Origin of the sequence: Ekhidna sp. (genome assembly GCF_040223195.1) — a bacterium.
In the GTDB taxonomy this organism is placed as follows: Bacteria; Bacteroidota; Bacteroidia; order Cytophagales; family Cyclobacteriaceae; genus Ekhidna.
In genome coordinates this window covers 109637-135863 of sequence record NZ_JAVKDX010000012.1, presented here as the reverse complement: position 1 = coordinate 135863, position 26227 = coordinate 109637, and the positions used below count along the sequence as shown (strand labels likewise).

General features: G+C 44.3%; 27 protein-coding genes. 18 read left to right on the top strand and 9 right to left on the bottom strand.

Going from position 1 to position 26227, the window contains the following annotated elements:
* The first annotated feature begins 85 nt into the window (after positions 1 to 85).
* The 4 genes from RLN88_RS05440 to RLN88_RS05425 are packed head-to-tail and all read left to right on the top strand — an operon-like array spanning position 86 to position 5452.
* Positions 86 to 1444: an alanine/glycine:cation symporter family protein gene (locus RLN88_RS05440; protein ID WP_350220363.1), complete on the top strand. Its 1359-nt coding sequence runs from the start codon at positions 86 to 88 to the stop codon at positions 1442 to 1444.
* A 60-nt stretch (positions 1445 to 1504) separates the two neighbouring features.
* Positions 1505 to 2845: a Trk system potassium transporter TrkA gene (gene trkA, locus RLN88_RS05435; RefSeq protein ID WP_350220362.1), complete on the top strand. Its 1341-nt coding sequence runs from the start codon at positions 1505 to 1507 to the stop codon at positions 2843 to 2845.
* A 3-nt stretch (positions 2846 to 2848) separates the two neighbouring features.
* Entirely contained in the window at positions 2849 to 4306 is a 1458-nt protein-coding gene (locus tag RLN88_RS05430) for a TrkH family potassium uptake protein (RefSeq protein WP_350220361.1), read from the top strand.
* A gap of 51 nt (positions 4307 to 4357) precedes the next feature.
* A complete protein-coding gene (locus tag RLN88_RS05425) occupies positions 4358 to 5452 on the top strand; it encodes a prolipoprotein diacylglyceryl transferase (RefSeq protein WP_350220360.1) in 1095 nt (364 codons plus the stop codon).
* 55 nt (positions 5453 to 5507) lie between these two features.
* Here the strand turns inward: RLN88_RS05425 and RLN88_RS05420 are convergent, their stop codons facing one another.
* Complete coding sequence (locus RLN88_RS05420) at positions 5508 to 5717, bottom strand: hypothetical protein (protein WP_350220359.1); 210 nt, start codon at positions 5715 to 5717, stop codon at positions 5508 to 5510.
* 284 nt (positions 5718 to 6001) lie between these two features.
* Here RLN88_RS05420 and clpB point away from each other — a divergent pair, with 284 nt between their 5' ends.
* The 3 genes from clpB (at position 6002) to RLN88_RS05405 (ending at position 10687) form a co-directional block, all read left to right on the top strand.
* A complete protein-coding gene (clpB, locus tag RLN88_RS05415; protein ID WP_350220358.1) occupies positions 6002 to 8617 on the top strand; it encodes an ATP-dependent chaperone ClpB in 2616 nt (871 codons plus the stop codon).
* Between the two features lie 127 nt (positions 8618 to 8744).
* Positions 8745 to 9785 carry an FG-GAP repeat domain-containing protein gene (locus RLN88_RS05410; protein WP_350220357.1) on the top strand — a complete coding sequence of 347 codons (1041 nt, stop codon included), beginning with the start codon at positions 8745 to 8747 and terminating at the stop codon, positions 9783 to 9785.
* A complete protein-coding gene (locus tag RLN88_RS05405) occupies positions 9674 to 10687 on the top strand; it encodes an ASPIC/UnbV domain-containing protein (RefSeq protein WP_350220523.1) in 1014 nt (337 codons plus the stop codon). The genes RLN88_RS05410 and RLN88_RS05405 overlap by 112 nt, the downstream gene beginning before the upstream one ends.
* Here the strand turns inward: RLN88_RS05405 and RLN88_RS05400 are convergent.
* Positions 10680 to 11747 carry a helix-turn-helix domain-containing protein gene (locus RLN88_RS05400; protein ID WP_350220356.1) on the bottom strand — a complete coding sequence of 356 codons (1068 nt, stop codon included), beginning with the start codon at positions 11745 to 11747 and terminating at the stop codon, positions 10680 to 10682. The two genes, RLN88_RS05405 and RLN88_RS05400, sit on opposite strands and share 8 nt — an antisense overlap.
* A gap of 292 nt (positions 11748 to 12039) precedes the next feature.
* On the opposite strand from RLN88_RS05400, the gene RLN88_RS05395 reads away from it, so the two are divergent.
* Positions 12040 to 12207, top strand: a complete 168-nt coding sequence (locus tag RLN88_RS05395; RefSeq protein ID WP_350220355.1) for a hypothetical protein — start codon at positions 12040 to 12042, stop codon at positions 12205 to 12207.
* 54 nt (positions 12208 to 12261) lie between these two features.
* Positions 12262 to 13467 (top strand): WG repeat-containing protein, encoded by a 1206-nt coding sequence (locus tag RLN88_RS05390; RefSeq protein ID WP_350220354.1) that lies wholly within the window; start codon positions 12262 to 12264, stop codon positions 13465 to 13467.
* Positions 13468 to 13509: 42 nt separating this feature from the next.
* Here the strand turns inward: RLN88_RS05390 and RLN88_RS05385 are convergent, their stop codons facing one another.
* Together RLN88_RS05385 and katG are read right to left on the bottom strand one after the other, a co-directional pair.
* On the bottom strand, positions 13510 to 14355 hold the full coding sequence (locus RLN88_RS05385; RefSeq protein ID WP_350220353.1) for a dienelactone hydrolase family protein: 846 nt from the start codon (positions 14353 to 14355) through the stop codon (positions 13510 to 13512).
* 160 nt (positions 14356 to 14515) lie between these two features.
* Positions 14516 to 16693 (bottom strand): catalase/peroxidase HPI, encoded by a 2178-nt coding sequence (gene katG / locus RLN88_RS05380; RefSeq protein ID WP_350220352.1) that lies wholly within the window; start codon positions 16691 to 16693, stop codon positions 14516 to 14518.
* Positions 16694 to 16766: 73 nt separating this feature from the next.
* Here katG and RLN88_RS05375 point away from each other — a divergent pair, with 73 nt between their 5' ends.
* Positions 16767 to 17840, top strand: a complete 1074-nt coding sequence (locus RLN88_RS05375) for a DUF3089 domain-containing protein (protein WP_350220351.1) — start codon at positions 16767 to 16769, stop codon at positions 17838 to 17840.
* On the opposite strand, the gene RLN88_RS05370 is transcribed toward RLN88_RS05375, so the two are convergent.
* Positions 17837 to 18601: a carboxypeptidase-like regulatory domain-containing protein gene (locus tag RLN88_RS05370; protein WP_350220350.1), complete on the bottom strand. Its 765-nt coding sequence runs from the start codon at positions 18599 to 18601 to the stop codon at positions 17837 to 17839. The two genes, RLN88_RS05375 and RLN88_RS05370, sit on opposite strands and share 4 nt — an antisense overlap.
* An 83-nt stretch (positions 18602 to 18684) precedes the next feature.
* On the opposite strand from RLN88_RS05370, the gene RLN88_RS05365 reads away from it, so the two are divergent.
* The 4 genes from RLN88_RS05365 (at position 18685) to RLN88_RS05350 (ending at position 21043) form a co-directional block, all read left to right on the top strand.
* Complete coding sequence (locus tag RLN88_RS05365; protein ID WP_350220349.1) at positions 18685 to 19164, top strand: SRPBCC family protein; 480 nt, start codon at positions 18685 to 18687, stop codon at positions 19162 to 19164.
* 29 nt (positions 19165 to 19193) lie between these two features.
* Entirely contained in the window at positions 19194 to 19538 is a 345-nt protein-coding gene (locus RLN88_RS05360; protein ID WP_350220348.1) for a DUF4260 domain-containing protein, read from the top strand.
* Positions 19539 to 19540: 2 nt separating this feature from the next.
* Positions 19541 to 19945, top strand: a complete 405-nt coding sequence (locus RLN88_RS05355) for a VOC family protein (RefSeq protein ID WP_350220347.1) — start codon at positions 19541 to 19543, stop codon at positions 19943 to 19945.
* 87 nt (positions 19946 to 20032) lie between these two features.
* Positions 20033 to 21043 (top strand): glycosyltransferase family 2 protein, encoded by a 1011-nt coding sequence (locus RLN88_RS05350; RefSeq protein WP_350220346.1) that lies wholly within the window; start codon positions 20033 to 20035, stop codon positions 21041 to 21043.
* On the opposite strand, the gene RLN88_RS05345 is transcribed toward RLN88_RS05350, so the two are convergent.
* Positions 21044 to 21490 carry a DUF6265 family protein gene (locus RLN88_RS05345; RefSeq protein WP_350220345.1) on the bottom strand — a complete coding sequence of 149 codons (447 nt, stop codon included), beginning with the start codon at positions 21488 to 21490 and terminating at the stop codon, positions 21044 to 21046.
* A 109-nt stretch (positions 21491 to 21599) separates the two neighbouring features.
* On the opposite strand from RLN88_RS05345, the gene RLN88_RS05340 reads away from it, so the two are divergent.
* Both RLN88_RS05340 and RLN88_RS05335 read left to right on the top strand, forming a co-directional pair.
* Positions 21600 to 22373, top strand: a complete 774-nt coding sequence (locus RLN88_RS05340) for a hypothetical protein (RefSeq protein ID WP_350220344.1) — start codon at positions 21600 to 21602, stop codon at positions 22371 to 22373.
* Positions 22374 to 22385: 12 nt separating this feature from the next.
* The gene (locus tag RLN88_RS05335) at positions 22386 to 22898 is read left to right on the top strand and encodes a DUF350 domain-containing protein (RefSeq protein WP_350220343.1); all 513 of its coding nucleotides are present in this window, start codon (positions 22386 to 22388) and stop codon (positions 22896 to 22898) included.
* Here RLN88_RS05335 and RLN88_RS05330 read toward each other — a convergent pair.
* Positions 22895 to 23284: a DUF6768 family protein gene (locus tag RLN88_RS05330; protein WP_350220342.1), complete on the bottom strand. Its 390-nt coding sequence runs from the start codon at positions 23282 to 23284 to the stop codon at positions 22895 to 22897. The genes RLN88_RS05335 and RLN88_RS05330 overlap by 4 nt on opposite strands.
* On the bottom strand, positions 23281 to 23838 hold the full coding sequence (locus tag RLN88_RS05325) for an RNA polymerase sigma factor (RefSeq protein ID WP_350220341.1): 558 nt from the start codon (positions 23836 to 23838) through the stop codon (positions 23281 to 23283). Before RLN88_RS05325 ends, RLN88_RS05330 begins: the two co-directional genes overlap by 4 nt.
* A gap of 192 nt (positions 23839 to 24030) precedes the next feature.
* Between RLN88_RS05325 and RLN88_RS05320 the strand changes: the two genes are divergently transcribed.
* Positions 24031 to 25020, top strand: a complete 990-nt coding sequence (locus tag RLN88_RS05320; RefSeq protein WP_350220340.1) for a hypothetical protein — start codon at positions 24031 to 24033, stop codon at positions 25018 to 25020.
* A gap of 123 nt (positions 25021 to 25143) precedes the next feature.
* Complete coding sequence (locus RLN88_RS05315; RefSeq protein ID WP_350220339.1) at positions 25144 to 25446, top strand: GIY-YIG nuclease family protein; 303 nt, start codon at positions 25144 to 25146, stop codon at positions 25444 to 25446.
* Positions 25447 to 25668: 222 nt separating this feature from the next.
* Here RLN88_RS05315 and RLN88_RS05310 read toward each other — a convergent pair whose 3' ends face one another.
* Positions 25669 to 26175 carry a YHS domain-containing (seleno)protein gene (locus tag RLN88_RS05310; protein WP_350220338.1) on the bottom strand — a complete coding sequence of 169 codons (507 nt, stop codon included), beginning with the start codon at positions 26173 to 26175 and terminating at the stop codon, positions 25669 to 25671.
* Positions 26176 to 26227: the final 52 nt, after the last annotated feature.

The window sequence follows — 26227 nt, the reverse complement described above, 5'->3', positions numbered from 1 at the left end:
TAAAGGCCAAAAACGGATGTTTTGTTCATTTACCTGCCAATAAAATGGTTTTGACTCAAAGTTACATATTACCTTCACGAGCTTTATGAACTCAATCAGCACTTTTCTTGCGGATGCGGTAAACTTCATTTGGGGTCCCCCATTGCTGGCTTTGCTTCTTGGAGGTGGCTTTTTCTTATTGGTTTATTCGCGTTTCCTCCCCTTTAGATACCTCCGCCACGCCATCAATATTCTTAGAGGAAAATATGATAATCCGGACGATCCTGGAGAGATCAGCCACTTTCAGGCATTGAGTGGCGCTCTGGCAGCAACCATCGGGATGGGCAATATCAGCGGAGTAGCACTTGCCATCGCCGCAGGTGGACCGGGAGCCATGTTTTGGATGTGGGTGAGTGCTTTTATTGGAATGGCCACCAAATTTTTTACCTGTACGCTGGCGGTGCAGTTTCGCGGAAAAGATTCCGAAGGAGAGCTGCAGGGAGGTCCGATGTATGTGATACGTGAAGCGATGGGCAAAAAATGGATGCCGCTTGCAGTGTTTTTCTGTGTGGCCGGATTCTTTGGAGCCACGCCGGTTTTTCAAACCAACCAGATGGTGGCGGTTTTCAAAAATGTGATTTTGCTTCCGGCAGGAATGGAAGATTCTTTTATTATGAACCTTTCTATTGGGATTGTTATTGCCGCGTTGGTGGCTATCGTCATTCTGGGAGGAATCAAGCGGATCGGGAACGTGGCGTCAAAGCTGGTGCCATTTATGGTGGCATTGTTTGTCATCAGTGTGCTCACCGTCATGATCACCAACCCTGGTGAAATCATCCCTTCCTTTCTTTTCATCATTGAGGATGCTTTTACGGCTAAAGCAGTGTTGGGGGGGGCAGTAGGCGCAGTAATAGTGGAGGGGGCGAAACGAGCAGCCTTTTCCAACGAAGCGGGCATAGGCATGGCACCCCTTATGCATGGGGCAGCAAAAACCAAAGAACCGGTAAGGGAAGGACTGGTGGCCATGTTGGGTCCAGCTATTGATACGATTATCGTTTGCACTATGACAGGACTTTGTATTTTGATCACAGGTGTTTGGAATAGTGGAGAGGCAGATGGGATTGTAATGACGGCCAGTGCGTTTGAAAAAGGGTTACCTGGCTTTGGACCTTATGTATTAATGGTCTGTGTAATGGTATTTGCAATTACCACCATATTTGGGCTTGCCTATTACGGGCAGAAATGTCTGTCTTTTTTGATTGGGGCCAGGTATGGAAGTTACTTTTATTATTGGTACATAGCACTTGTTTTGGTAGGGTCGGTGGCCTCATTGACTGATGTGGTCAACTTGGTGTTTGTCGCTTATGGCCTAATGGCCATACCAACCATGATTTCCACCATCGTATTGGCACCAAAGGTGATGGAGGCAACAAAGAAATACTTTAGTGAGGTATATAATTCGTAATCATTTGGAATGCTGGCACTTAGATACAATATCTTTGCGCCCAATATCAGTTAAGATAGGATGAGAATTGTAATAGCAGGAGCGGGTGAGATGGGGTTTCATCTTGCAAAGCTTTTAACAGCAGAAGAACAGGATATTGTAATCATAGATTCTGACCCCAGCGTTCTGGAATATGTCACTCAACACCTGGATGTAAGCACGGTCAGAGGAACCTCTACTTCCCCCCGAATTCTTAAGGAAGCCAACATTGGAAAAGCTGACTTGTTAATTGCGGTAACATCCATTCAGGAAACAAATATTACCACCTGCATTCTGGGAAAAAGCCTGGGTGCTAAAAAGACCATCGCGAGAATATCAAATGTGGAATTGCTGCATGCGCGGGAGGAACTGAACCTGGGCAATGTGGGAATAGATGAGATCATTTCCCCAGCATCTCTGGCCGCCAGGGAGATTAAGCGTCTTTTGAAGCAATCGGCCCTGACGGATACCTTTGAATTTGAGAAGGGCATGCTTTCGCTTGTTGGGATCACGGTAGACGAAGCTTCTCAGCTCTACGGCAAAACACTGACCGAAACAGCTTACCTGAACCCCGATCACAATTTTACCACAGTCGCCATTCTTCGGGATAATCAGACGATCATACCTTACGGAGAAAATAAGTTTCAAAATGGAGACCATGCCTATTTCATCGCTCAACCTGACGGAATAGATCGGGTCACCGCATTGTCTGGAAAGGAGAGTTTTGAAATCAAGAATGTGATGATACTGGGGGCCAGCAAGGTGGGTATAAACACGGCCAAACTTCTGAGCAAAAAGTATAATATTAAATTGGTGGAGGCGGACAAGGAAAAATGCCTTCATCTGGTGGATGAACTACCGGATACGATGATCATTCACGGAGACGGTAGAGACATTAACCTTTTGCGAGAGGAAAGCATCGAACGAATGGATGCCTTTGTGGCACTGACCGAAAACTCAGAGACAAACATCATGGCGTCTTTGGTGGCTAAAAACCAGGGAGTGAAAAAGACCATTGCGTTGGTGGAAAATGTGGACTATATCCACCTTTCACAGAGTATTGGTATAGACACATTAATTAATAAAAAGCTTATTGCAGCAAACTTCATTTTCCGTTACATCAGAAAAGGGGAGGTGCTAAATATTGCCAGTATCCATGGTGTGGATGCAGAAATACTGGAGTTTGAAATCAGTGAAAAATCCCGAATCATTGAGAAGCCGCTTAAGGACATGGATTTCCCCAAAACAGCAATTGTTGGCGGTGTGATCAGGGATGGAAAGGGAATCGCGGTTCGGGGCAATTTTGAATTCCACCCGAAAGATCGTGTAGTGGTGCTCTCAAAACCGGAATGCATCAGAAAAGTAGAGAGCTTCTTCAAGTAACCCATGCAGTTTAACTACAAGGTAATTTTAAAAGTCATCGGAATATTGCTCCTCATCAATGGGGCATTCATGCTGACCTGCCTGCCTTTTAGTTTCTATTATGGTGAGGGGGATCACCTGGCACTCATCAGTTCTGCTATGATAGCTATTGGCTTTGGAGGTTTTTTGCTCCTGCTGACCAGAAATAACCCAAACAATGACCTGAGAAAAAAGGATGGTTATCTTATCGTGACCCTGGGTTGGCTATCCATGTCTTTCTTTGGTTCCCTGCCATATATGCTAAGTGGTGCTATTCCAGACATTACTAATGCCTTTTTTGAAACACTTTCGGGTTTTTCTACCACAGGAGCCACCGTGCTCACAGATATTGAATCCGTCCAGAAGGGGATTCTTTTCTGGAGGAGCCTAACCCAATGGATTGGTGGGATGGGAATCATCGTGCTTACAGTTGCCATTCTCCCACTTTTAGGTATTGGGGGCATGCAGCTCTTTGTTGCGGAAGCACCAGGGATTTCCCCGGATAAACTTCAGCCCAGAATAAAGGAAACAGCCAAGAGACTTTGGATTATCTATTGCGGGTTGACATTCACGGAAATGATTTTGCTTTGGGCCGGTGGCATGACTTTCTATGATGCCATCAACCACAGCCTCACCACCATGGCAACCGGAGGGTTCTCTACGAAGAATGCAAGCATCGCGTATTATTCTGACCCCTTCATTCAGTATGTCATCATCTTCTTCATGTTCATGGCAGGGACCAATTTTACCATGACATATTTCGGGCTTCACGGAAAGTTCAAAAAAGTGATCAACAACGAAGAGTTTCGTTTTTACTTCATTTTTTGTGTAGTGGCGTCCCTCTTTGTGGGGCTGATTATATACAATCTGGGACATGACACTTTGGAAAAGTCCATACGTGATGCCATGTTTCAAATAGTATCAATAGTGACCACAACTGGCTATGTGACGCATGACTATACAGCTTGGACTTCCTTCATAACAGTGCTTTTCTTCCTCCTGATGTTTGCAGGCGGTTCAGCAGGATCAACGGCCGGAGGGGTTAAATTGGTGCGACATATCCTGCTGATCAAGAACAGCATGTTGGAGCTCAAGAGAATTCTACACCCATCGGCAATTATCCCGGTTAGGTTCAATGGAAAGTCAGTGAGCCGGGATATTACGTTCAATGTGCTTGCTTTCATTATGATCTACATTTTGATTGTATGCTTTGGAGCCATTGCTGTCTCGTCTTTCAATATTGACTTCAATACGTCTCTTGGCGCAGTGGCTACCACGCTGGGCAACATTGGCCCGGGGATCGGAGATGTAGGCCCGGTTGATAATTTTGCCCACTTGCCAAATGGAGTGAAATGGATACTCTCGTTTATGATGCTCCTTGGCAGGCTTGAGTTATTCACTGTTCTCATTTTGTTTACTCCATTTTTCTGGAGAAAAGTCTAAGACCTTTCATAAGATTGGGTCATCTTTGAAAATCCTCAAAAAATAATGTGAATGAACGCCCTTAGCTATGTCATCTGGACGGTTGATCCAGCCATTTTTAATCTTCCCTTTGTCGATTACGCACCAAGGTGGTATGGGGTACTTTTTGCCCTTGGTTTCTTGCTTTCCCAGCAGGTATTTTTCAAAATTTTCAAAGCCGAGGGAAGACCCGAGAAAGATGTAGAGCGGATTACTGGCTATATGATTTTGGCAACCATCATAGGTGCCAGACTTGGCCACTGTTTGTTTTACAATCCGGAATACTATCTATCCAATCCCATTAAAATTTTGATGGTATGGGAAGGTGGCCTGGCAAGTCATGGAGGGGCATTAGGCATTTTGGTAGCCATTTATTTTTTCTGTAAGAAATACAGGTATCGCTACTTGTGGATACTGGATCGTTTGGTGATTGTAGTAGCCCTGACCGGCGCAATGATCCGTACGGGAAACTTGTTCAATTCCGAAATGGAAGGTACGCTTACCAACTCCAACACGGGGATTGTGTACGCCAGAGCTGCGCAGGATGTCTTGAACTATTCGGAAGATGTGGATGATGTCCGATTCCAAAAAGGGGGTGAGATGGCAAGTGATCAAGCTGGCATAGTCCCAATCACAGCCATTATTGAATACAGAAGAGGTGTGAAATTTGAAATGAAGGACAAACTGTTTGTTGAGAATCAGTTGAAGGGCACCCTGGATAGATATACCGAAGTTGCAGAGCATGTAGATTTTGGAGATGGACCATTGATTTATAAGAACTATCAAAAAGACGGAAAAGAGATAGTGGAGATATCTGCGCTTGGAAAGGTACGCCATGCAGCACAGCTTTATGAAGCATTGTATTGCCTATTGCTCATGATCGTGCTTTATTGGTTGTGGCTCAAAAAGAGGAACCTCCTGCCACAAGGATTCAATTTTGCTCTCTTCATGATCGTCCTTTGGTCACTTCGTTTTGTAGATGAATTTTTCAAGATGAATCAGGAAGCCTTTGAAGAAGGAATGGCGCTAAACATGGGGCAGATTCTCAGCATTCCATTGACGATTGCAGGGGTTATTTTAATGGTCTGGATATTCAGACAGGATCGTAAGATGTCAGATTTTAGCTAGCATAAAAAAAGGGAGCGATTAAGCTCCCTTCAATTTTCTATTTCGACTATTCTTCTTACTGGTCAGCTTCGTCAGCCATTTCCTCAGCAGCTTCCTCTGCTTCAGCAGCAAGAGAATCTACAGCTACTCCAAGAGAATCCATAGCTTCTCCAGCATCATCCATCACCTCTTCAGCTGCTTCGCCTGCCTCTTCTACAGCGTCTTCTGCCTCTGATTCAGATGATGATGAAGACGATGATGTGCAAGCTCCTAGGAATGCAACCATCGCTAATAACAATAATACTTTTTTCATTTTGGTCAGGTTTAAAATTTTGAACCTTAAAATTAGCTTGTTATAGCTCAGAAACAAACGAAAATCAAGTTTTAGTAAAAATTTCCGAAAGAAAAGACTAGAATCTTTATAATCACTTTCCCTTTTTTCTGACTGACGAGTTGTCCCTATTTTTTCTAATCACTCACCTTCTTTCTGTCAAAATGTCTTGAAATAGTTCAATTTTTTCTTTGGAATGGCATTTGTAATCTTCCGATTGTACAAGAACTAAAAGACTAATGAATTTCAATAATTATACAATCAAAGCACAGGAAGCCCTTCAAAAGGCAACAGAAATTGCTTCGGGGGGAAGCCAGCAGGTAATTGAAACCGGCCACCTGATGAAGGCCATTTTAATGTCTGATGAGAACCTGATTTCATTTCTTCTAAAGAAGTTGGGGGCCAACAGGCAGATGATAGAGGCACCTCTGGATGGAGTGGTGAGCAACTATCCTCAGGTATCCGGCGGTCAGCCATACCTTTCCAATGATGCGGCCAAGTCACTGCAAAAAGCGGAAAAGTATTTGAAGGATTTTGGGGATGAATATGTGGCAGTGGAGCACATCATTCTTGGAATTTTGGCTGGTACCGACAAGCCAGCACAGGTATTGAAAGATGCTGGCTTTCAGGAAAAGCAGCTCATCAGTGCCATTAAAGAACTTCGTGGAGGAGAGAAAGTAACCGACCAAAATGCGGAATCAAAGTATAGGTCTTTGGAACGTTACTCGAAGAATCTAAATGAATTGGCCAAGAAGGGAAAAATCGATCCGGTAATTGGCCGGGATGAAGAGATCCGAAGGGTACTTCAGATTTTGGCACGAAGGACAAAGAACAACCCGATTCTTTTAGGAGAGCCGGGAGTTGGTAAGACTGCAATTGTGGAAGGGATGGCTCAGCGAATTGTAGACGGGGATGTGCCGGAAAACCTTAAATCAAAAACCATCATTTCACTGGATATGGGCTTGCTCGTGGCGGGGGCCAAATACAAAGGTGAGTTTGAGGAGAGACTGAAAGCCGTCATCAAAGAAGTGACCGACAGTGACGGGGAGATTATCCTTTTCATTGATGAGATTCACACATTGATAGGTGCCGGAGGAGGAGGCGAAGGAGCGATGGATGCGGCAAACCTTCTTAAACCTGCTTTGGCTCGAGGGGAGCTTCATGCTATTGGTGCCACCACGCTTCAGGAGTATCAGAAATACATTGAGAAAGATAAGGCGCTGGAGCGGAGGTTCCAGGCAATCACAGTAGATGAGCCTAGTGTGGCTGATGCCATTTCTATACTTCGTGGTATTAAGGATAAGTATGAGGTACACCATGGTGTTCGAGTGAAAGACGATGCGGTTATTGCCGCGGTGGAATTATCCCACCGGTATATCTCTGATCGATTTTTGCCAGACAAGGCCATTGACCTCATGGATGAAGCCGCCTCAAAGCTGCGTATTGAAATTGATTCCCTCCCTGAAGAGCTGGATGAGCTGAATCGCAGAATTATGCAACTGGAGATTGAGCGTGAAGCGATCAGGAGAGAGAAAAATAAAGAAAAGGAAAAGCAACTGAATAAGGAGATTGCTGACTTGGAATCCGAACGGGGCGAGCTAAAAGCGAAGTGGGACAATGAAAAATCAGTGATTCAAGGTTTGCGAGAGGAGAAGGAGAATATTGAAAAATATAAGACTGAAGCTGAGCAGGCTGAGCGTGCCGGTGAGTATGAAAAGGTCGCAGAAATCCGCTATGGGAAGATCGTGGAGTCCGAGCAAAAGCTGGCGGAATATCAAAAGCAGCTACACGAAATGCAAGGTGAGAAAAGCCTTTTGAAGGAGGAGGTAGATGCGGAGGATATTGCGGAGGTGGTTGCCAAATGGACCGGAATACCCGTGTCCAAGATGCTACAGAGCGATCGGGAAAAATTGATCCACTTGGAAGAAGAGTTGGGGAGGAGGGTTGCCGGTCAGTCCGAGGCGATTCAGGCAGTATCTGATGCTGTGCGAAGGAGCAGAGCCGGATTGCATGATCCAAAGCGCCCTATCGGATCCTTCATTTTCCTGGGCACTACCGGTGTTGGTAAAACAGAGCTGGCAAAGGCCCTTGCTGAATATCTTTTTAATGATGAGAACTCAATGGTTCGGATTGACATGTCTGAGTATCAGGAGCGTCATGCGGTGAGTCGATTAATTGGTGCGCCTCCGGGATATGTGGGTTATGATGAGGGGGGTCAGTTGACAGAGGCAGTCCGTAGGAAGCCATACAGTGTAATCTTGCTTGATGAGATTGAGAAAGCACATCCTGATGTTTTTAACATCCTGCTTCAGGTCTTGGATGATGGTCGATTGACTGATAACAAAGGACGTGTGGCCAACTTCAAGAATACGATCATTATAATGACGACCAATATTGGTTCGGGGCTGATCCAAGAGAATTTTGAAAGAATGGACGAAATGAACCCAGAACCTGTGATTGAGGAGACTAAAAATCAGGTCTTCGAATTGCTGAAAAAGTCTGTACGTCCAGAGTTTCTCAACCGGGTGGACGAAACGATTATGTTCCGACCACTGAGTAAGCAGGATCTGCAGAAGATTGTGGGTATTCAGTTTAAGCTGATCCAGAAACGTCTGGCGGAAAACGGAATAAAAATCGAGGCTGACGATCAGGCCCTGGCCTATCTCGGCAGGATTGGTTTTGATCCTCAGTTTGGAGCCAGACCATTGAAGCGTGTCATCCAGAGAGAAATCCTGAATGAGCTCTCAAAAGAAATCCTGGCGGGAAACATCGCCAAAGACTCGGTCATTGGTGTGACACTGTCAGACCAGGGAACCATAGAGTTTTTGAATTTGGATAAGGTGGAGATTGAGTGAGGATTGTAGTCCAAGCAATTGATCAGATGAATACCGCACCAGATCATATATCTTAATTTATTTCGTCTCAAATCTTCATTGAGTCTCTAACCGCACATCTTTTCAAAACCTTTGAATTCAAAAAAAGATGATGCGAAAAAATTTACTATTAGCCAGCTTGTACTCCTTCATGGCGTTTTACTTGCATGCTCAGCATTTTGATAAAGTTGCTACCGTGGCTACCAACAACGAAAGGAGTAGCAGGACAGCAGGTTTAATCGATATCAATCAAGATGGTCTTGTTGACATATTCTTTACGAATGGGGATCAAACCGCCTCGGAGATATATTTAAATCAAGGGGAAGGCGTGTTTCAACTATCATCAGATAGAGCGATAAATTCTACAGGCTTACGAGCTGTTGGAGCTAACTGGATTGATGTTGAAAATGATGGTGATTTGGATATGTATGTTACCACTTGGGGGACTGGCACAAAAAACTATCTTTTTTTAAATGGTCCTGATGGTCTTGAAATTGATCAGAGTAGTATTTTGAACATTACCAATTTTTCAGAAGCGGCAGGATGGGCAGATTATAATAGTGATGGCTACCTCGATGCAATTGTTGCCAACTCAAATTCTGGAGTAAATCTTTTTTTCACAAATAATGGGGATGGAACCTTTAGATCAATTTCTATCAATGGATCTGGGGGTGATTCTCGTTGTGCCAGTTGGGCAGATTGGGATAATGATGGAGATCAGGATTTGATAGTAACTAATGAAGCCCATGATGTCTATGCTTATCTGAACGGCCCAGATGGTCTCTCTGCCTCACTCGATCTTTTTCCAGACAAAACTTACACTGCCTTTGGTGCCAGCTGGGGAGATATGGACAATGATGGGGATTTGGATTTATTTCTGGCAAGATTCTCTGCTCCAAATGTTTTACTTGAAAATGATAATGGAGTATTTACCGAAGTTCCAAGTTCGGGCCTATCAGAAAATAACCATCCTGCAATAGGATCATCATGGGGAGATATAGATAATGATGGAGATTTAGACCTAATTGTAACCAATGGATTTGTTCTACGGATGTACCAGTTGAGTTTTTTATTAATAACGGAGACAAGACTTTTACAGAGGTTGAATCAGAGGAGCTCGTATCCACGTTGGGATCATATTATGGCGTAGCTCTCGGTGATTATAACGGGGATGGCTATCTCGACGCTTTGGTGGCAAATGTTGAGGGATCCAATGCCTTATATAGAAATACTGGAAGTGGGAATTCTTGGGTTCAATTAAAGTTGGAGGGTGTAGTATCGAACTATGCAGCCATTGGCGCAAGAGTGTATTTGTATCAATCATCCGGAGAGACGGTTATTAGGAAAATGAGGGAGCTTGCTTCCAATTCTGGTTATTCCAGTTTAAATGACTTGCGTGTTCACTTTGGGTTGGGAGAAAATACATCAATTGACAGTATTGAAATACATTGGCCGGAGGCACATGTTCAAAAGATATATAGCCCTACTGCCAACCAGACTTTGGAGGTTGCGGAGGTTATTCCAGATGCGTATCTGCAGTCTCATTTTAGTATAAGTGGTGTGCAAATAACCGGAGAAGAGATTTCATTTACCAGCAATAGCAAGTATGATGATTCTTATGAGGTGAGCTTTGCATGGGATTTTAACGATGATGGCGTAGTGGATTCGGAAGAGGAGTCACCTATGTATGTATACACAGAGCCAGGTGTGTTTGATGTTTCACTTGAAATAAGCAATTCCGAGGGGATTTCTACATTTTCTCGTTTCTTGGACATTGAGTTGTCTCAAGCTCCTCTCGGTTTGGGCTTGGAAGCAAGCTCAATTAAAGTGTATCCCAACCCAAGTGAATCCAGGCATATTACAATTGAATCTGAAGAGACTATTGAGCATGTAGTAATCTGGGGGATGTCTGGAAATAAGCTTTTTGAGTCGGGCAAAGTGGATAGGAAGGAACTGAAGGTTTCATTAAACTATTCTGGAGTCGTCTTTGTGGAGACATTACTTCAAAGTGGTGTGAAAGAGACTCACAAAGCAGTGATCGGCATCAAGTAGTTAGCATACTTTTATACTCTCGCGGAGTAACTTTCTCATGCTTTTTAAAGGCTCTATTGAAAGTGGCTTTAGATTGAAAGCCACTTTCATAAGCAATACCCAACATATCCAAATGCTGGAATTTTGGGTTTGTTAGTTTTGATTTGAACTCTTCTATTCGTCGAGTATTCACATAGTCATAGAAGTTAGTTTTTTCCACTTGTAGTAGATAGTCGCTTAGCTCTCCATTCCTTACCTCCAACTTACTTGCCATCATACTCAGGCTAAGTTGATCATTCAAATGGATTTTGTCTACCTCAAAAAGATCATCAATTCTACCTTTGATTTGTTCAAATACATACTGTCGTTCATTAGGGTGGTGTAAGTTGGAGTTTAAAAAGAACGACTTGAGCCAGTTTACTTCGGTGGCGCCATAAAAAACAAGAAAAATCATCAGCAATAGAAAAATCCCATAACTCACATATGCATAGGTGGGCTGAGATTCACGAATAAAGATGTATGCATACTTGCCCATAAAAATATTAGTGTAGTATAACACACAGTAGCTCCCGAAGAATAGGAAGAAAAACTGGAACCTGCTTGCATACCTTACCATATTCCAATTTTCCTTTTTTACAATTTGAAAACTCAAATAGAGGTAGATCAGAAAAGTAATAATTCGTGTCTCCGTCACCCACAAGTTTATATAGCCCTTCTCGCCTGTCGACTTTTCCAAGACAAACCGAAAGACCAGCATGAATAGGACAAGACCAAGATTATATATAATAGGTAATGTGAGATGACCAAAGAAATCCTTGCGGATCAACAATTGAGTTTTTGATTTCAAATACAAAAACATCAATGGCCCATAAAGCATGTCGGAATGAATGTTATAAGTGAAAATATTGAGGTAAACATCGTCTATATACAGTGGAATGAATGACTTCCTAATATTATCGACCATGACGAGTAAGAATAGACCAAGAATTCTATTGGATTGAGATTTACTTCGCAAATTCAAGATTGCACAAACCAATAATTGAGCTGCTATCAGATAAACTGCACCTTCTAAATATTGCATGACATTGGACTGTTTGAAATCATATTTCTAAACCGCTGAAAGGAAGACTTCACCTATCAAAGATTTTCAAAAATATGATTAAGTGTACGAATTAGGAATCAATAAGCCAATGAGTCGTGCCTTGATACGAATTCTTACAGATTTGAACCAATACATTTTGAAACTAAGGAACTACTAAGGCAGTAGTTAAAAAGGAGGGCTCCCAGTTGGAGTCCTTTTTTGATTGGTTAAACTTCTTTTTAATAAATGCTGTTTTGATTAGTTTTAAACTATTACCCGTAACAAGCACGTCATGACAACAGAAGAAATCCAATCCGAAATCACAGAGCTAGAATCTAAACTGACCGGAGACATGTTTTCCGATATGGAAATCAAGGACAAGATTCACAACCTAAAAATGAAACTCAATGGCACCCGACCGATAAACTCAGAAATCGAGTGTGTGGGATGCGGAAGCTAAGTTCGTAAGAAACCATTCTATTAACTCCCTGTCATTAGCCTGAAAGACTAACTCATGAAAGTACTTCAGGCTTTTTTTATTTTACTCGCATTCACTTCCTATGCACAGGAGGATGCTAAATACGATTACATCGCCAGTTTTGGCGAACATGGAAACAGCAGTTTTGCAATCGTCCGAAAAGACAGCAAGTACGGTCTTATCGATCGTCAGGGAAAGGAGGTGCTCCCCCTCGAGTATGAAAAGATTTACGCTTTTGGAGAGGCGGGTCTAAACTGGGCAAAAATCCAAAAGGATGGTCGCTACGGATTTCTGGATCGCTCCGGCAAAGTTATCGTCAGTCCGGTGTATGATCGCATCTACGAATTTGGAGACAAAAATGTGAATTGGGCCATGGTCCTCAGCAACGGCCTTTATGGCTTTATCGATCGTTCCGGTCAGGAAATTGTGCCGGTTATCTATACCAGCATAGGTTCGTTCGGCAGCAGCAATGTGGCCTGGACCAAAGTAGAAAAAAACGGATTATATGGTTTCATTGATCGTTCCGGTGAGGAGATCATCCCGCCTGTATATCAGCGGATCGGGAGTTTCGGATCCATTGGGGCCGATTGGGCTCTGGTAGAAAAGAATGGGTTGAAGGGATTCATAGATCGCACAGGAAATGAGGTTGTTCCGGCGGAGTATAGCTCTGTATCTTCTTTTGGGAGCATCGCCAGCCAGTGGGCACGAGTTGAAATGAATGGATTGTATGGTGTAATAGACCGCACGGGCAAAGAGATAATTACTCCAAAATATGAACGGATTTATGGTTTTGGGACGAAAGGAGCCTCCCATCTCGCACTAGTGAAGGCCAATGGCAGGTACGGGTTTATAGACAAATCCGGCAGGGAAGTGGTTAAGCCAATCTACGACCGGATCAGCTACTTTGATAGGGAAAATGACAACTGGGCCATGGTAGAACGAAATGGCAAGTTTGGCTTTATTGACAAAGAGGGCAAGGTAGTGGTGCCAGTAGCCATGGCCGACCTAAGCAATACCTTTCATGAGTTGAGCAACCACTTTAGCTCCAGTGGCACACATATAGGCGAACTCGGCCCGGTCAGAAGATTCTGGGTCAGCGATTTCGTAGGAAAATATGCGCTCATCAAAAACAAAAAAACCTGGAAGCTGGGGGTGATCAATTCGGATTTTGAGGTGGTGGTGCCGGTGGAGTATAAGAAAATCATGGTGGATGAGAAAGGAAAGATCCACGTCTGGAAATAGAAAAGGACACCTATTGGTGCCCTTTTATCAGTTAATTCTTTCTTAATTAGACATGAAAGCGTCACTTAGAAGCACTTTCATCTTCTCCCAACTCGCACTGTCAGCCGCCGCATTATACGCTAATGGAAGGTTAAACTTGGCCCCTAGAGAATCCGCTCCTTTGCTGGTAAATGCATGAACAGCTCCTTCATATTCAATGTATTCATAATTGGCTCCTGCAGCATCCATCGCCGCTTTGAAATCTGAAATATGCTGATCTGCTATAAACGGATCCTCAGCTCCTTGTGCAATTAGTACCCGGCCTTTCACGGTACCAGAGTCCGGCATAACTGGTAGCTGGAGCCCTGCGTGGAATGCCGCCACCGCATCTAGGTCGTACCCTGAGTTCGCCATGCTTAGCACCACTGATCCACCAAAGCAATAGCCAATGGCAGCAATCTTATCATCATCCACATTCGGATGATTTTTAAGCGTCTCAATGGCAGCTTCAAATCGGGCTTTTGCCTCATCAAAGTTGCCCATGACCATTCCGGCAAACTCGCCGGCCTCTCCCGGGTGTGCAGCCTGCTTACCATCGCCATACATATCCACAGCCAGGGCTACATAACCCAGCTCAGCCAGCATATCAGCCCTTTGCCTCGAATATTCGTTATGGCCCCACCACTCGTGAACCACAATCACGCCGGGACGCTTGGAAGAGTCATTGGCATCAAAAGCCAGATATCCGATCATTACTGTAGAGTCAGTGGAGTAGGTAGTTTCCTTACCTTCCACCATTGGCACCATCACATCAATAACAGCGTCAGATGCTTCCTCCTTGTTTGAAGTGGAGGTGCATGACACCACCAATAAACCAATTAGAAAAGTGTAAAGCAGTTTCAGTTTCATCGTTTTAGGTCTTTTAAGTTTTGTTTAAAGGTAAACAGGAAACTGCTATACACTGTTCCGATGATGAGATGAATCATTTGAGGAAACCATTGATGTGGTGCAAGAAAAAATAAAAGGCCCATCATGTGGGCCTTCTTCTTTTCAAATGATCTGACTAACACTAGGCCAGATCAAAACGATCTGCATTCATCACTTTTGTCCACGCTGCTATGAAGTCATGAACAAACTTTTCTTTGTTGTCATCCTGAGCGTATAGCTCTGCATAGGCTCTTAAGATGGAATTGGAGCCAAATACCAGGTCTGCTCGGGTAGCTGTGAAGACTACATCTCCTGTTTTTCGGTTCTTTCCTTCATAGAGGTTTTTACCTTTTGGCTCCCACTTATAACTCATGTCTGTCAGCTTTGCGAAGAAGTCATTGGTTAGGGCTCCCACTTTGGTAGTAAATACGCCGTGGTTTGAACCACCATAATTGGTGCCCAATACTCGCATACCTCCTACGAGAACAGTCATTTCATGAGCTGTCAATCCAAGCAGCTGTGCATGGTCGAGCATCATTTCTTCTGCAGAGGATGCATATTCCTTCTTCTGGTAATTCCTAAAACCATCAGCCACTCGCTCCAGCGGGGCAAAAGCTTCCACATCAGTCATTTCCTGAGTGGCATCTCCCCTCCCGGGAGCAAAAGGAACGGATACGTTGAATCCTGCTGCTTTGGCCGCCTTTTCCACGCCAATATTTCCGGCCAATACGATAGCATCTGCGATGCTTGCATTGAACTCAGCGGCAATAGGCTCAAGCTTTGCCAGCACGCTTGACAACCTGGCTGGCTCATTTCCTTCCCAGTCTTTTTGTGGGGCTAGTCTGATTCTGGCGCCATTGGCTCCTCCACGCATGTCCGACCCTCTAAACGTTCGGGCACTGTCCCATGCGGTGGCTACCATATCTGCCACAGATAAACCGGAATTATCGATTTTAGCTTTCATTCCATTCACATCATAGGATGCATTTCCCGGCTCAATCGGATCTTGCCAGATCAAATCTTCTTTTGGAACTTCCGGGCCGATGTATCGGGTTCTGGGTCCCATGTCCCTGTGAGTAAGCTTAAACCATGCCCGGGCAAATGTTTCAGAAAAGTATTCCTGATCGTCTTTAAACCTGAGAGAAATCTCCCTATAGATGGGATCTTCGCGCATGGCCATGTCTGCATCTGTCATTATCGGCATAGTTCTGATAGACGGGTCTTCCACGTCCGCTGGCATGTCCTCTTCTTTGATATTTACAGGCATCCACTGATTGGCGCCCGCAGGGCTTTTCTTTAATTCCCACTCATGCTCGAAAAGCATTTTGAAATATCCATTATCCCATTTGGTGGGCTCTGAAGTCCAGGCACCTTCCAATCCACTAGTGACAGTGTGTCTGCCCAATCCACCATTTTGACTATTGGACCACCCAAAGCCTTGTTCTTCAATGGATGCTCCTTCTGGTTCGGGACCAAGTTTGCTGGCATCACCATTTCCATGGGCTTTTCCCACGGTGTGACCACCGGCAGTCAACGCTACGGTCTCTTCATCATTCATGGCCATTCTGGCAAACGTCTCTCTTACCTGAGCGGCTGTTTTTAGTGGATCGGGTTTACCATTAACTCCTTCAGGGTTCACGTATATGAGCCCCATGTGCACAGCAGCCAGTGGATTTTCCAGTGTAGAGGGGTCATCCAGATTTTCATAGCGCTCCTCACTTGGTGCAAGAAACTCCTTTTCAGATCCCCAATAGATGTCTTTCTCCGGATGCCAGATGTCAGGTCTTCCGTATGAGAATCCATACATTTTTAATCCCATGGATTCATAGGCGACATTACCGGCCAAAATGAAAAGGTCAGCCCAGCTAATCTTATTACCATACTTCTTTTTGATAGGCCATAATAAACGTCTGGCTTTATCCAGGCTCGCATTGTCCGGCCAGGAGTTCAACGGGGAGAATCGCTGGTTTCCGGTACCTGCACCGCCTCTTCCATCAGAAATTCGATAAGTTCCTGCAGCATGCCATGCCATACGAATCATGAATCCTCCGTAATGACCCCAGTCTGCCGGCCACCAGTCCTGGCTGTCAGTCATTAACGCATGCATGTCTTTTTTAATGCTATCAAAATCCAATTCTTTGACAGCTTCTCTATAATCAAAACCCTCTCCGTATGGATTGGTCTTGGTATCGTGCTGGCTCAGGATATCCAGGTTAAGTGAATTGGGCCACCAGTGTTTGTCGGTAGTGCCAGTGGAGGTATTGCCACCATGAAACGGGCAGCCTCCTATTCCATTTTGTTTGTCAGAAAGTTCTTTCATTTCATTTGGGTTTGGTAAGAGTCTTCTATAATTGTCATGTAAATGTATTATTTAGTTTATTTATAATATTAATATGTCTATAAGCATTACCAATACCAAGCTGTTTGGGGTTTTATTGCTTTTATCAATAAGTCATGGCTTGTTTTCTCAAACCAAAAAGCACTTCAAAAGCAAATACGACCGTGACGATCTGGAGTTGACGCCTGCTGCTCCCGACTATGCCAACATGCGCTATTGGATTGCTCATCCGGAGACGCAAGATGCTGCGGATCAGGTGCCGGGAAAAGGAGAGCTGAAAGAATATCAGGAAACGGCTGAAGTGGATGTGTTTTTTATCTACCCTACCATCTACACCAAGAAGCAAAAGAAAGAGCATCCATGGTTTGCCAACGTGAATGATGAGAAGCTGAACAAGGACATTGCCACATCCACGATTAAGTATCAGTCCACAGTTTTCAATGCCTCCGCTAAAGTATATGCGCCGCTTTATCGGCAGGCTCATATTGGGGTGTATTATGCGGAGAACCTTCCCCTAAAAGTGGAGGCGCTGGAATTTGCTTATAGGGATGTGAAGAGGGCTTTTGAATATTATCTGGAAAATTGGAACAATGGCAGACCAATCATCATTGCTTCTCACAGCCAGGGTACTGATCATGCGGTGAAGCTGCTCCGTGATTTTTTTGAGAATCGTCCGTTGATGGATAAGCTGGTGGCTGCTTACATCATTGGCATGCCCGTTTCGAAAGGGACTTTTTCTGATATTCCTATATGTGAGAGGGAGTCAGATACTGGCTGCTGGCTGACCTGGAATACCTATGCCAGAGATTACTATCCCCCCAATCATGATTTCTGGTATGGAGATGCTCTAAGTGTCAATCCCCTGAGCTGGAGCACAGATACGACACTTGTTTCCTGGGGAGCCAACAAAGGAGGCATTCTGAAAAATTATCGAAAAATCTGGACGGGCCTCACTGATGCACAGAATGTGGATGGCATGTTATGGATCAACAAACCAAAATTCTTTGGAAGCTTCCTGATAAACTGGAAGCGCTACCACGTTGTAGATTACAATTTGTTCTATATGAATATCCGTGAAAATGTAGAGCAGCGGGTGGCCGGATACCTGGAAGAGCACAGGGAGGACTAGCTTTTTTCGTAATCTTCCAGAAACTTCGGAAGTAGCTCCATCATTCGCTCATGGATAGCAAAAAGGGTCTCGGTGGCCAGGTAAGCTTCAGAAAAGTCACAATATGCGATAAAGCTTGTCAGCTTATCGCCGGTCAGGTTGGTGCTTTCACTCACCCACTCTCTTGTAAACTTCAATCGGGCCTGAGTGCTGATATGCTCTCGTTTCATGATGTGCTGCATCTTTCGCTTTTCCTTTTCTCTTTTGCTGAAAGAATGATGCATGGCAGATACAGGATGGAAGAAAACAAAGGCCGGATGCAAGTATTGATTTTTTTCCAGCACTGGATATGGATCCATTATCACTTCTGGCACGCCGAAAATTCTGAATGTGGTATCCTTTGGCTGTTCGGCCAGGATGAGGTCTTTGAAGCGTTCATATTCCGGAAACTCCCCCACCACCACCTCATCCAGATAGATGGTATTGACCGGCAGGAAAAACTCGATTTCCTCATCGGTAGCAAACCAACTCGAATCAGCGATCCAGAATAGCGTTTTATGCCCCACGCTGGATACTACCAGTGTATCGCCCACTTTTGCAGGCATGCGAAACTCCCCCTTTTCATTTGTGGAGGTCAGGCTTCCGGCACCCAGGTTGCGTACGTGAGCCCCAATCATATGCTCCATCGTGGTGCTGTCTCTGACCACCCCATAGATGTAAGCTCGCTGTGCATTTGCATAAAATGCAGCCAGGAAAAGTGATATGGAAAGGAGTGTTTTCAAGAAATCAAATATCTGCTTTTAAGAAACGTGATTTTTTGATTTTGGATTATTTAACATTTTAGGTGAAAGCGGGTTAATTCTCCATGGTTGAAATCAAAAAGCATTCCGGCATCTATACATTAACAGTAATGCAGCAGTTGCCGATTGGGTTGTCTGAGGCCTGGGATTTTTTTTCATCTCCAAAAAACCTGGAAAAAATCACGCCGGATCACATGGGTTTTAAGATCACTTCAGGTGAGCCAGGGAGCATGTATCCCGGTCAGATCATCAGTTACAAAGTCTCCCCACTACCAGGAATAAAGACAAGCTGGGTGACCGAAATTACTCATGTGGAGGAAGGAAAGTTTTTTGTGGATGAGCAGCGATTTGGACCCTACAGCATGTGGCATCATGAGCATCATTTTGAGGAAAACGAAAAAGGCGTGATGATGACAGATAAAGTGTCCTACAAAATTCCATTTGGCTTCCTTGGACATATTGCTCAGCGGCTGTTTGTCGGGCGACAGCTTAGAGGCATTTTTGAATATCGGGTAAAGGTGCTGGAGGAGAAGTTTGGGAAATAGCTTTGTATCTTTCAGGAAAACCTCCTGATATGAATAACCTCTTAAAAGTGGAGGAGCTGGCTATGTTCCTCATTTCTATCTACCTGTTCACTTTCCTTGACTATGCCTGGTGGATTTATCTGGCCTTTATTCTAACCCCTGATATTGGAATGATCGGATATGCTGTCAGTACTAAACTGGGTGCTACTACTTACAACCTCTTTCACCATAAAGGCATTGCGATCCTGGTAGGTTTCGTTGGGTTTTGGTGGATGATCCCCGAGCTCCAGCTGGCCGGAATTATCCTTTTTGGACATGCAAGCATGGACCGCATATTCGGCTATGGTCTCAAGTTTGGTGATAACTTTAAGCATACACACCTGGGAAATTTATAATCATGGAGCAGACACCTTTCCCCACAGACGATATGGCGCTAACTACCATTTTGGTGGTTTCGGATATGGATGCATCGAAGAAATTCTATACTCAGGTGCTTGGTGCTGATATCTATCGCGAATACGGAGGCACTTCGTGCGTATTGCAGTTTCTTGGAAATTGGATCTTGCTGGTTACTTCCGGAGGGCCAACTAAGGATAAGCCCACGACTTCATTTCAGCCACCCTCCAATCCAGATGAAGTAAGTCATGCATTTACCATCCGGGTCAAAGACTGCATGGCATGCTATGAAACACTAAAATCACGTGGAGCTGAATTTTTGACACCTCCAGTAGCTTGGGGCTCGGAAATAAGAGGCTTTTTTCGTGATCCAGACGGACATCTTTTTGAAATCAGCCAGGCTTAATGATGAGGTAGTTTGGAATTAGTTTCCTCATTACGATTAATTTAGGGCTTCCGGTCTCCATACTGGAGTAAAAACCAGAATCATTAAATGAACCAGCCACTCGTTTCTATCATCATGGCGACCAAGGATACCGCGCCATATTTACCCAAGTGTATCGATTCCATCATTCGTCAGACTTATAAAAACTGGGAGCTCATCGCCATCAATGATCACTCTACGGATCGCACACCAGAGATTCTAAATTGGTATGCGGAGAAGGATGACCGGATAAAAGTATTGCATAGCAAAAGGCACAAGTTGATCCCCGCCCTAAAGGAAGGCTATGCTCACGCCAAAGGTGAGCTCATCAATCGGATGGACTCTGATGACCGAATGCCTGATGATAAATTGGAGGTGCTGGTGAATGAATGGCTGAAATACGGCAAAGGACATATTATAGCAGGAGGTACGGAGCATTTTGTGGATAAAGGAGAAGTGGGAGACGGCTTCAGGCGATATGAGGAGTGGCTCAATGAAGTGGCCAGGACGGAGACTCACTATCAGGAAATTTATCAGGAGTGTGTGATTCCATCCCACAGCTGGATTATCCATAAAGAAGACTTTGACTCAGCGGATGCGTTCAATCCGGAGGTGTATCCGGAGGATTATGATCTGTGTTTTCGCTTCTACAAAAAGGGCCTGAAAGTTCATGGGATCGATAAGGTCCTACACTACTGGCGAGATCGATCTGATCGCATATCCCGGACATGGGAGGAATATAAGGATAACCGATATTTTGATCTTAAGCTGAGGTACTTCTATCAGCTTGACAGGGATCGGAATCGCCCGCTGGTGTTATGGGGCGCAGGCCGAAATGGGAAAGATATGGCAAAGCTTTTACTGGAAGAGGAAAACACCTTCCACTGGATGTGTGACAATCATCGGAAGGTGGGCAAAGATGTCTACGGAATTAAGGTAGAGCATTTCAGTGCCATTCCAGAGATAGCAAACTCTCAAATCATAATTGTGGTCACCTCGCCGGATGAAAAGGTGGAAATAAGAAAGCAACTGGAAGGCTGGGGTAAGAAGCCAGTCAAAGATTTTTGGTTTTTTGCCTAGCTACTTTCGCTTCATCGTAAAAACCTCCGTCCATTTCTTTTCTCCACTTTTCAGATCCAGGCGGATTTCCATTTCGGTATCTGATTTACGCTCGAATACCAGCCCTTTGAGAACGATCTTGTTTTCGGTGAATTCCACCAATTCGAAGTGAACGAAATCTTCCTTGGTTTCCCACCCGGTCAGATCAGGATTGAAATGCTTCAGCTTCATTCCCGTGCTGTCCAGCGTTAGAAATTCATAGAAATTGAGGCTTCCGTCTCCTTTGTGATGTCGATAAACCCCCATCATGGTACCATTTTCTGAAGGTGGAGACCAAAGCTCTTCTGAGACCCCTCCAAACCCATCTCCAGTCCAGTGGCCTGCAAGCCAGGCATATGGATAGGTTTCTTGTGAATAACAAAGAGTAAGAAGCATGCTAGATGCGATTGAAAGAAATACTTTTCTCATGATTATATCTTTTTTGATAGACGAAGAGAGCAACCAGCTTTGGACAATCTAGCCAAGTTTTCTGATATTTATGTCGATGAAATCTGTAATCCGATTCCTGTTTTACATAATGGCAGTATACATAATCCTGACAGGAATTATCGGCGTTTTTCAAACGGAGGACTTTGTTCCCGGTGGTTGTTCAGACTCCTTCACGGTCATAAACGCATCAAATGACCGGTTGCATCAGCGTGATTGGGAGTTACTCGATTATTCCAAAACCTTTTGTGCTTCCTATGAATCAATTGAGCGGGAGAGCTTAAAGGCAGGAGAAAATCGGAACAATATCCTCATCAATATGGAGTCCTATGAAAACTTCTGGGGCACAGTATATCATGAATTAGTAAAGGAGAGCCGCGATCACATGGATTTTCTGGTGGATTCATTAGCAGATATCGCATTGAAGGAAGAGCTTTCCAGGCGGGATCTGGCAGAAATGATCGTGACCTTCGTGCAGGATATTCCTTACAGCTACGTAAGGCAGGAGGACTGTTCGAAAACAGAAAACCATGGAAAGCCATGTGTGGGAAACATAGCACTTGGATTGCTTTCGCCTTATGAGTTCATCCATTCACTCTATGGAGATTGTGATACAAGAGCCGTGCTCATCTACGCGATGTTGGAGCGGCTGGATTTTGACCCGATGATTGTAATAAGCAATGAATATGCCCATGCCATGCTGGCGCTCCACATCCCGGCAGTAGGCGATCATCTGAAATACAGGGGAAAGAACTATTACTTTTGGGAGACTACCGGCAAAGGCTGGCCTTTGGGGATGCTTCCGCCAAATTCAAATAACATCAATTACTGGAAAATTGCACTGGTTCAGGATATGAGCCTCTAAACATTCACAGACATGAACCCTAACATAGCCGCATTAGCCATCGTCGAGATAATTTCAGCCATCACCATTGGCATATTCATCCTGGCCCTCACCTATAAGCTGGTGCAATGGGTGGGAAGGAAATATTATAAGATCAGAGATTACAATCTGTCCTACAGCATTTTCACCTCGGCGATCATACTCTCTGTTGGCATCATGATTAGCGGGATTGTTCAGCCCTTGATCTCATCTTATCGGCTTCTCAGTCGCGGTTCAGACAGCTTTGCGCTTGCATTTGAGTACTTCATCACAGGAGCGGTTTATATCGCCATCGCATACACAGCTACTGTCCTGATCGGTCTGATCAGTACCTTCCTTTACAGCAAACTCACCCCGATCGACGAGTTTGAAGAAATAAGGAAAAACAATGTGGGCGTATCATTGATCATCAGCAGTATCCTGATCACGCTCACATTGCTTACCAAAGATGGAGTGATGCTTCTCATCGAGGCAATTATTCCATATCCTGAATTACCACCGATTTAGTCTTTCTTCAAAGACTTGGAAAGTACTGAAACCTGCAGTTCAAGTCTCTTGATTTCACGGATCACTGCATTTTTATTCATTTCCATGAAGTGATACATTTTGAGGAAAGAGACAGCCATCATTGCAAGAAAAGCACCAATTCCAAACTGAAGCATCTGTGTAGTATCAATGGCATAAAGTGCTCTATATCCACAGTATACTGCAATTCCGAATATGATAAACTGAAATACCATACTCATCACATTGATCCACTTCATCTTGCCTTGAAACAGACCGCCAAACTTTTCAATCAGATTTTGCTCATCCAGTTTGTGATAAAACTCAGCTTCCTCCTGAGTTAATGCTTGTTCGATCAGGTGATCGATTTCTTCTTTTTCGTCCTTCATGATTCTTGTGTTTTAGTTTTTAAAATTTTCTTTAGTCGCTCCCGGGCTTTAAACAGGCGCGATTTCACTGTGCCGGTTGGTAGATTGAGTATTTTTCCAATGCTGTCAATCTTTAGATTTTCGAGGTAAAACATCTCGATCGTCTGTCGTTGTTCTTCAGGTAATTCTAGAATTGCAACTCTCAGCGCAGAGATTATTTCATCGCTATTTGTATTGGTTGTCTCTGAAAAATCCTCCTGAGCTACCGCCCTGATTTCGCCTCTTTTCCTTTCCAGCTGATTAGCCCTGATCCAGTTTATCGCCTTTGAGGTAGCAATTTTTAGCGACCACCACTCAAATGCACACGGATCTTTTAATGAATGAATTTTCTCAATAATTGTAATCCAGCAATCTTGAGCCAGGTCTTTTGAGGCCTGCTGATTCTTGGTGGTCAAGTAGATTCTCCTGACAATATTCGGATTCCACTTTTTGATTAGCAGCTCCAGTGCCTTTCTATCTCCTTGCTGGCAGTTGACTACCAGGAGCTCGCTCAGTATGTGATCAGGACTTCTCATTCTTGACCTAAGGTCGATGTATTCTCAAAAAGGTTCATTAGAACTGCGAATTAATCTTTGGGGAATTGAAAAAATGGCTTTAGTCATTTTAAAAACCTTATTCCCCCAAGCGTCCCAACTTTATTTTCACTTTTAGTCTGAGCTCTTAGGGGAGGTGATTTTCGGTCATTCCTTAGCTCAAATCAGTGACCAATGAAAACCTATTTATTTCTACTCGCCTCACTTTTAGGGCACCTCACCACTGCCCAAAATGTCGTTTACTTTCCCGGCTTTGAGCTCATCAATATGGAACCAACCCAGGGCCTGCAGTACTCCACCTCCAAACTGGTGAAGTCGTACATTGAAGATAATCACAGCTACACCATCCTTTTGGATGATCGAATCGGTAATGAAGGATACCTGGGGAGACAATCGCTTCAGGAATCTGTGGCACAAGCAGCGAAAATGAATGCCCGCTTTTTCATGCGGGGAGAAATCCACTTCCTACAAGGAGTTTTCATCATTTCCGTGGGGGTCTATGAAACGGCTAGCATGGAGCAAGTGTGGCACGACATGGCCAAGGGGGCCGCAGAGCAGGACCTGGATCCACTGCTTTCGCGAATTGGCAGGGCATTTTTCAGCAGCAAAACGGCCAAGACGGATATCGAGATTGATGAGGTGACGGAATATGATCAGAAAGGGATAGAGCTGGCGCAGATCAAAGTCAACCACTTTGTGGGGGTTATGCTTGGTGGAAAAGCCATTCCGAATGAAAGCACACTTTCCGGGTTTGGGCTGGCCTACACCTATGATGCGTCTACGGTTCTGTTCAACTTCGATTTTGAACTTTTTCCATCATCCACCATTTCCATCAATCACAGCAATCCCGGTCAGAAAATGAACAGTGGGGGTGTGTCTTTGGGAGTCACCTATCCGCTCAGCAGGAAGCGCTCCACCTTTTATCTGAACGGTGGAATGGAGTATGGGTATACCACCATCAAACAAGCGCAGGACGAGTGGGGTGACCGGGCATCCGCCTCGGGGATTGGTGCCTACTTTGGAGGAGGCTATCTGATCAATAGAAATTCAACGGTGAACCTACGCATCTTCACCGCAGTATCAGTTCCGTTTTACCATGTGGACAATACCAATGTGACCGGAATCAAGTTTGGGATTGTGACCTCTTTCGCGAAGAAGAGGTAGAAACATTGAAGTAAATGACCTCACTATTAAGTTTAAAGAGATGCTTCGTACCTCAGCAGACACACGGAACTTAAATCGAAGTGTCATTCTGAGCACAGCGAAGGATCTCCCTATATTTAGCGAGTGAAAAATCACAACTACTTCGTTTACATTGCTACGTACAAAGCAAGGAAGGTTCTTTATACAGGTGTAACCAATGACCTAAGAACCCGCATGGAACAACATTGGCAGGATGCTCTCAATGAAAAGAAAACTTTCGCCGGGAAGTATAATTGTTACCACTTGGTCTATTGGGAACGGCATCAGCTTATTGAGCATGCCATAGAGCGAGAGAAAGAAATCAAGGGCTGGAAGAGATATAAAAAGGAAGATTTGATTAATTCAATTAATCCAGAATGGAGGTTTTTGAATGATGAGCTTGATTGAGATGCTTCCTTCGTCAGCATGACAGCACGGAAAGAGTTGTGAGGCGCTGAATGACCGAATCCCTCTGAGTGCTGATCGAAGTGTCATCCTGAACGAAGTGAAGGATCTAAAACTCTGACCTATTTGAGATGCTTCGTACCCTGCCTTTGCCGCAGGCAGGCTCAGCATGACACACGGAATTTAAATCGAAGTGTCATGCTGAGCGCAGCGAAGAATCTCTTATTACTCCTTGATCACCTTCGGCCAGTTTTCCTCCGCCTTCTTGATGAACTCTGCCTGATTTGCTTCCCATTTTTTCTGTACGCCTTTGCTGTAGTTGAGGTAGAGCTTACCATCCACGATCTTCCACGCATTCGGGTCAGACTCATAGGTATAGCCATTGCCAACTGCGTAGGCACAATATCCGCCAAACTGTGGTGCAAATTTTTCTGGGTCAGCTTTGAAGGCTTCCAGGTTTTCCTGTGAGCTGAAATACCAGTTGGCACCATTCCATTTATACGTCACTGATTCCTGACCTTTTACCGGTTCGCCTTGCTCAAAGTACGCCACGGGATCATACCCACGGATTGCCCCGTCTTTATCTGTGAAGACCGACTTATCCTGCGCACTGGCAATGAAGCAAAAAACCAATAGAAATAAAGAAGCGAATGTTTTCATGCTTTCAACATACGGAAAGGCGGGGATGAAGGGTGAGGTGATGATGAGGGTTTGTCGGCTGGGTGTCATCATCTAGAGGTGTCATCCTGGGTTGCAGTGGAGTCTCCTTTTAGAGATGCTTCGT

Bases quoted from the DNA above. Each gene is read 5' to 3' on its own strand.
- RLN88_RS05400 (WP_350220356.1), bottom strand. From the start codon at position 11,747: ATGCAATATTTAGAAGGTGCAGTTTATCTGATAGCAGCTCAATTATTG.
- RLN88_RS05350 (WP_350220346.1), top strand. From the start codon at position 20,033: ATGAACCAGCCACTCGTTTCTATCATCATGGCGACCAAGGATACCGCG.
- RLN88_RS05385 (WP_350220353.1), bottom strand. From the start codon at position 14,355: ATGAAACTGAAACTGCTTTACACTTTTCTAATTGGTTTATTGGTGGTG.
- RLN88_RS05375 (WP_350220351.1), top strand. From the start codon at position 16,767: ATGTCTATAAGCATTACCAATACCAAGCTGTTTGGGGTTTTATTGCTT.
- RLN88_RS05325 (WP_350220341.1), bottom strand. From the start codon at position 23,838: ATGAGAAGTCCTGATCACATACTGAGCGAGCTCCTGGTAGTCAACTGC.
- RLN88_RS05395 (WP_350220355.1), top strand. From the start codon at position 12,040: ATGACAACAGAAGAAATCCAATCCGAAATCACAGAGCTAGAATCTAAA.
- trkA (WP_350220362.1), top strand. From the start codon at position 1,505: ATGAGAATTGTAATAGCAGGAGCGGGTGAGATGGGGTTTCATCTTGCA.
- katG (WP_350220352.1), bottom strand. From the start codon at position 16,693: ATGAAAGAACTTTCTGACAAACAAAATGGAATAGGAGGCTGCCCGTTT.
- RLN88_RS05330 (WP_350220342.1), bottom strand. From the start codon at position 23,284: ATGAAGGACGAAAAAGAAGAAATCGATCACCTGATCGAACAAGCATTA.
- RLN88_RS05335 (WP_350220343.1), top strand. From the start codon at position 22,386: ATGAACCCTAACATAGCCGCATTAGCCATCGTCGAGATAATTTCAGCC.
- RLN88_RS05340 (WP_350220344.1), top strand. From the start codon at position 21,600: ATGGCAGTATACATAATCCTGACAGGAATTATCGGCGTTTTTCAAACG.
- clpB (WP_350220358.1), top strand. From the start codon at position 6,002: ATGAATTTCAATAATTATACAATCAAAGCACAGGAAGCCCTTCAAAAG.
- RLN88_RS05365 (WP_350220349.1), top strand. From the start codon at position 18,685: ATGGTTGAAATCAAAAAGCATTCCGGCATCTATACATTAACAGTAATG.
- RLN88_RS05425 (WP_350220360.1), top strand. From the start codon at position 4,358: ATGAACGCCCTTAGCTATGTCATCTGGACGGTTGATCCAGCCATTTTT.
- RLN88_RS05420 (WP_350220359.1), bottom strand. From the start codon at position 5,717: ATGGTTGCATTCCTAGGAGCTTGCACATCATCGTCTTCATCATCATCT.
- RLN88_RS05410 (WP_350220357.1), top strand. From the start codon at position 8,745: ATGATGCGAAAAAATTTACTATTAGCCAGCTTGTACTCCTTCATGGCG.
- RLN88_RS05360 (WP_350220348.1), top strand. From the start codon at position 19,194: ATGAATAACCTCTTAAAAGTGGAGGAGCTGGCTATGTTCCTCATTTCT.
- RLN88_RS05345 (WP_350220345.1), bottom strand. From the start codon at position 21,490: ATGAGAAAAGTATTTCTTTCAATCGCATCTAGCATGCTTCTTACTCTT.
- RLN88_RS05440 (WP_350220363.1), top strand. From the start codon at position 86: ATGAACTCAATCAGCACTTTTCTTGCGGATGCGGTAAACTTCATTTGG.
- RLN88_RS05430 (WP_350220361.1), top strand. From the start codon at position 2,849: ATGCAGTTTAACTACAAGGTAATTTTAAAAGTCATCGGAATATTGCTC.
- RLN88_RS05320 (WP_350220340.1), top strand. From the start codon at position 24,031: ATGAAAACCTATTTATTTCTACTCGCCTCACTTTTAGGGCACCTCACC.
- RLN88_RS05355 (WP_350220347.1), top strand. From the start codon at position 19,541: ATGGAGCAGACACCTTTCCCCACAGACGATATGGCGCTAACTACCATT.
- RLN88_RS05390 (WP_350220354.1), top strand. From the start codon at position 12,262: ATGAAAGTACTTCAGGCTTTTTTTATTTTACTCGCATTCACTTCCTAT.
- RLN88_RS05310 (WP_350220338.1), bottom strand. From the start codon at position 26,175: ATGATGACACCCAGCCGACAAACCCTCATCATCACCTCACCCTTCATC.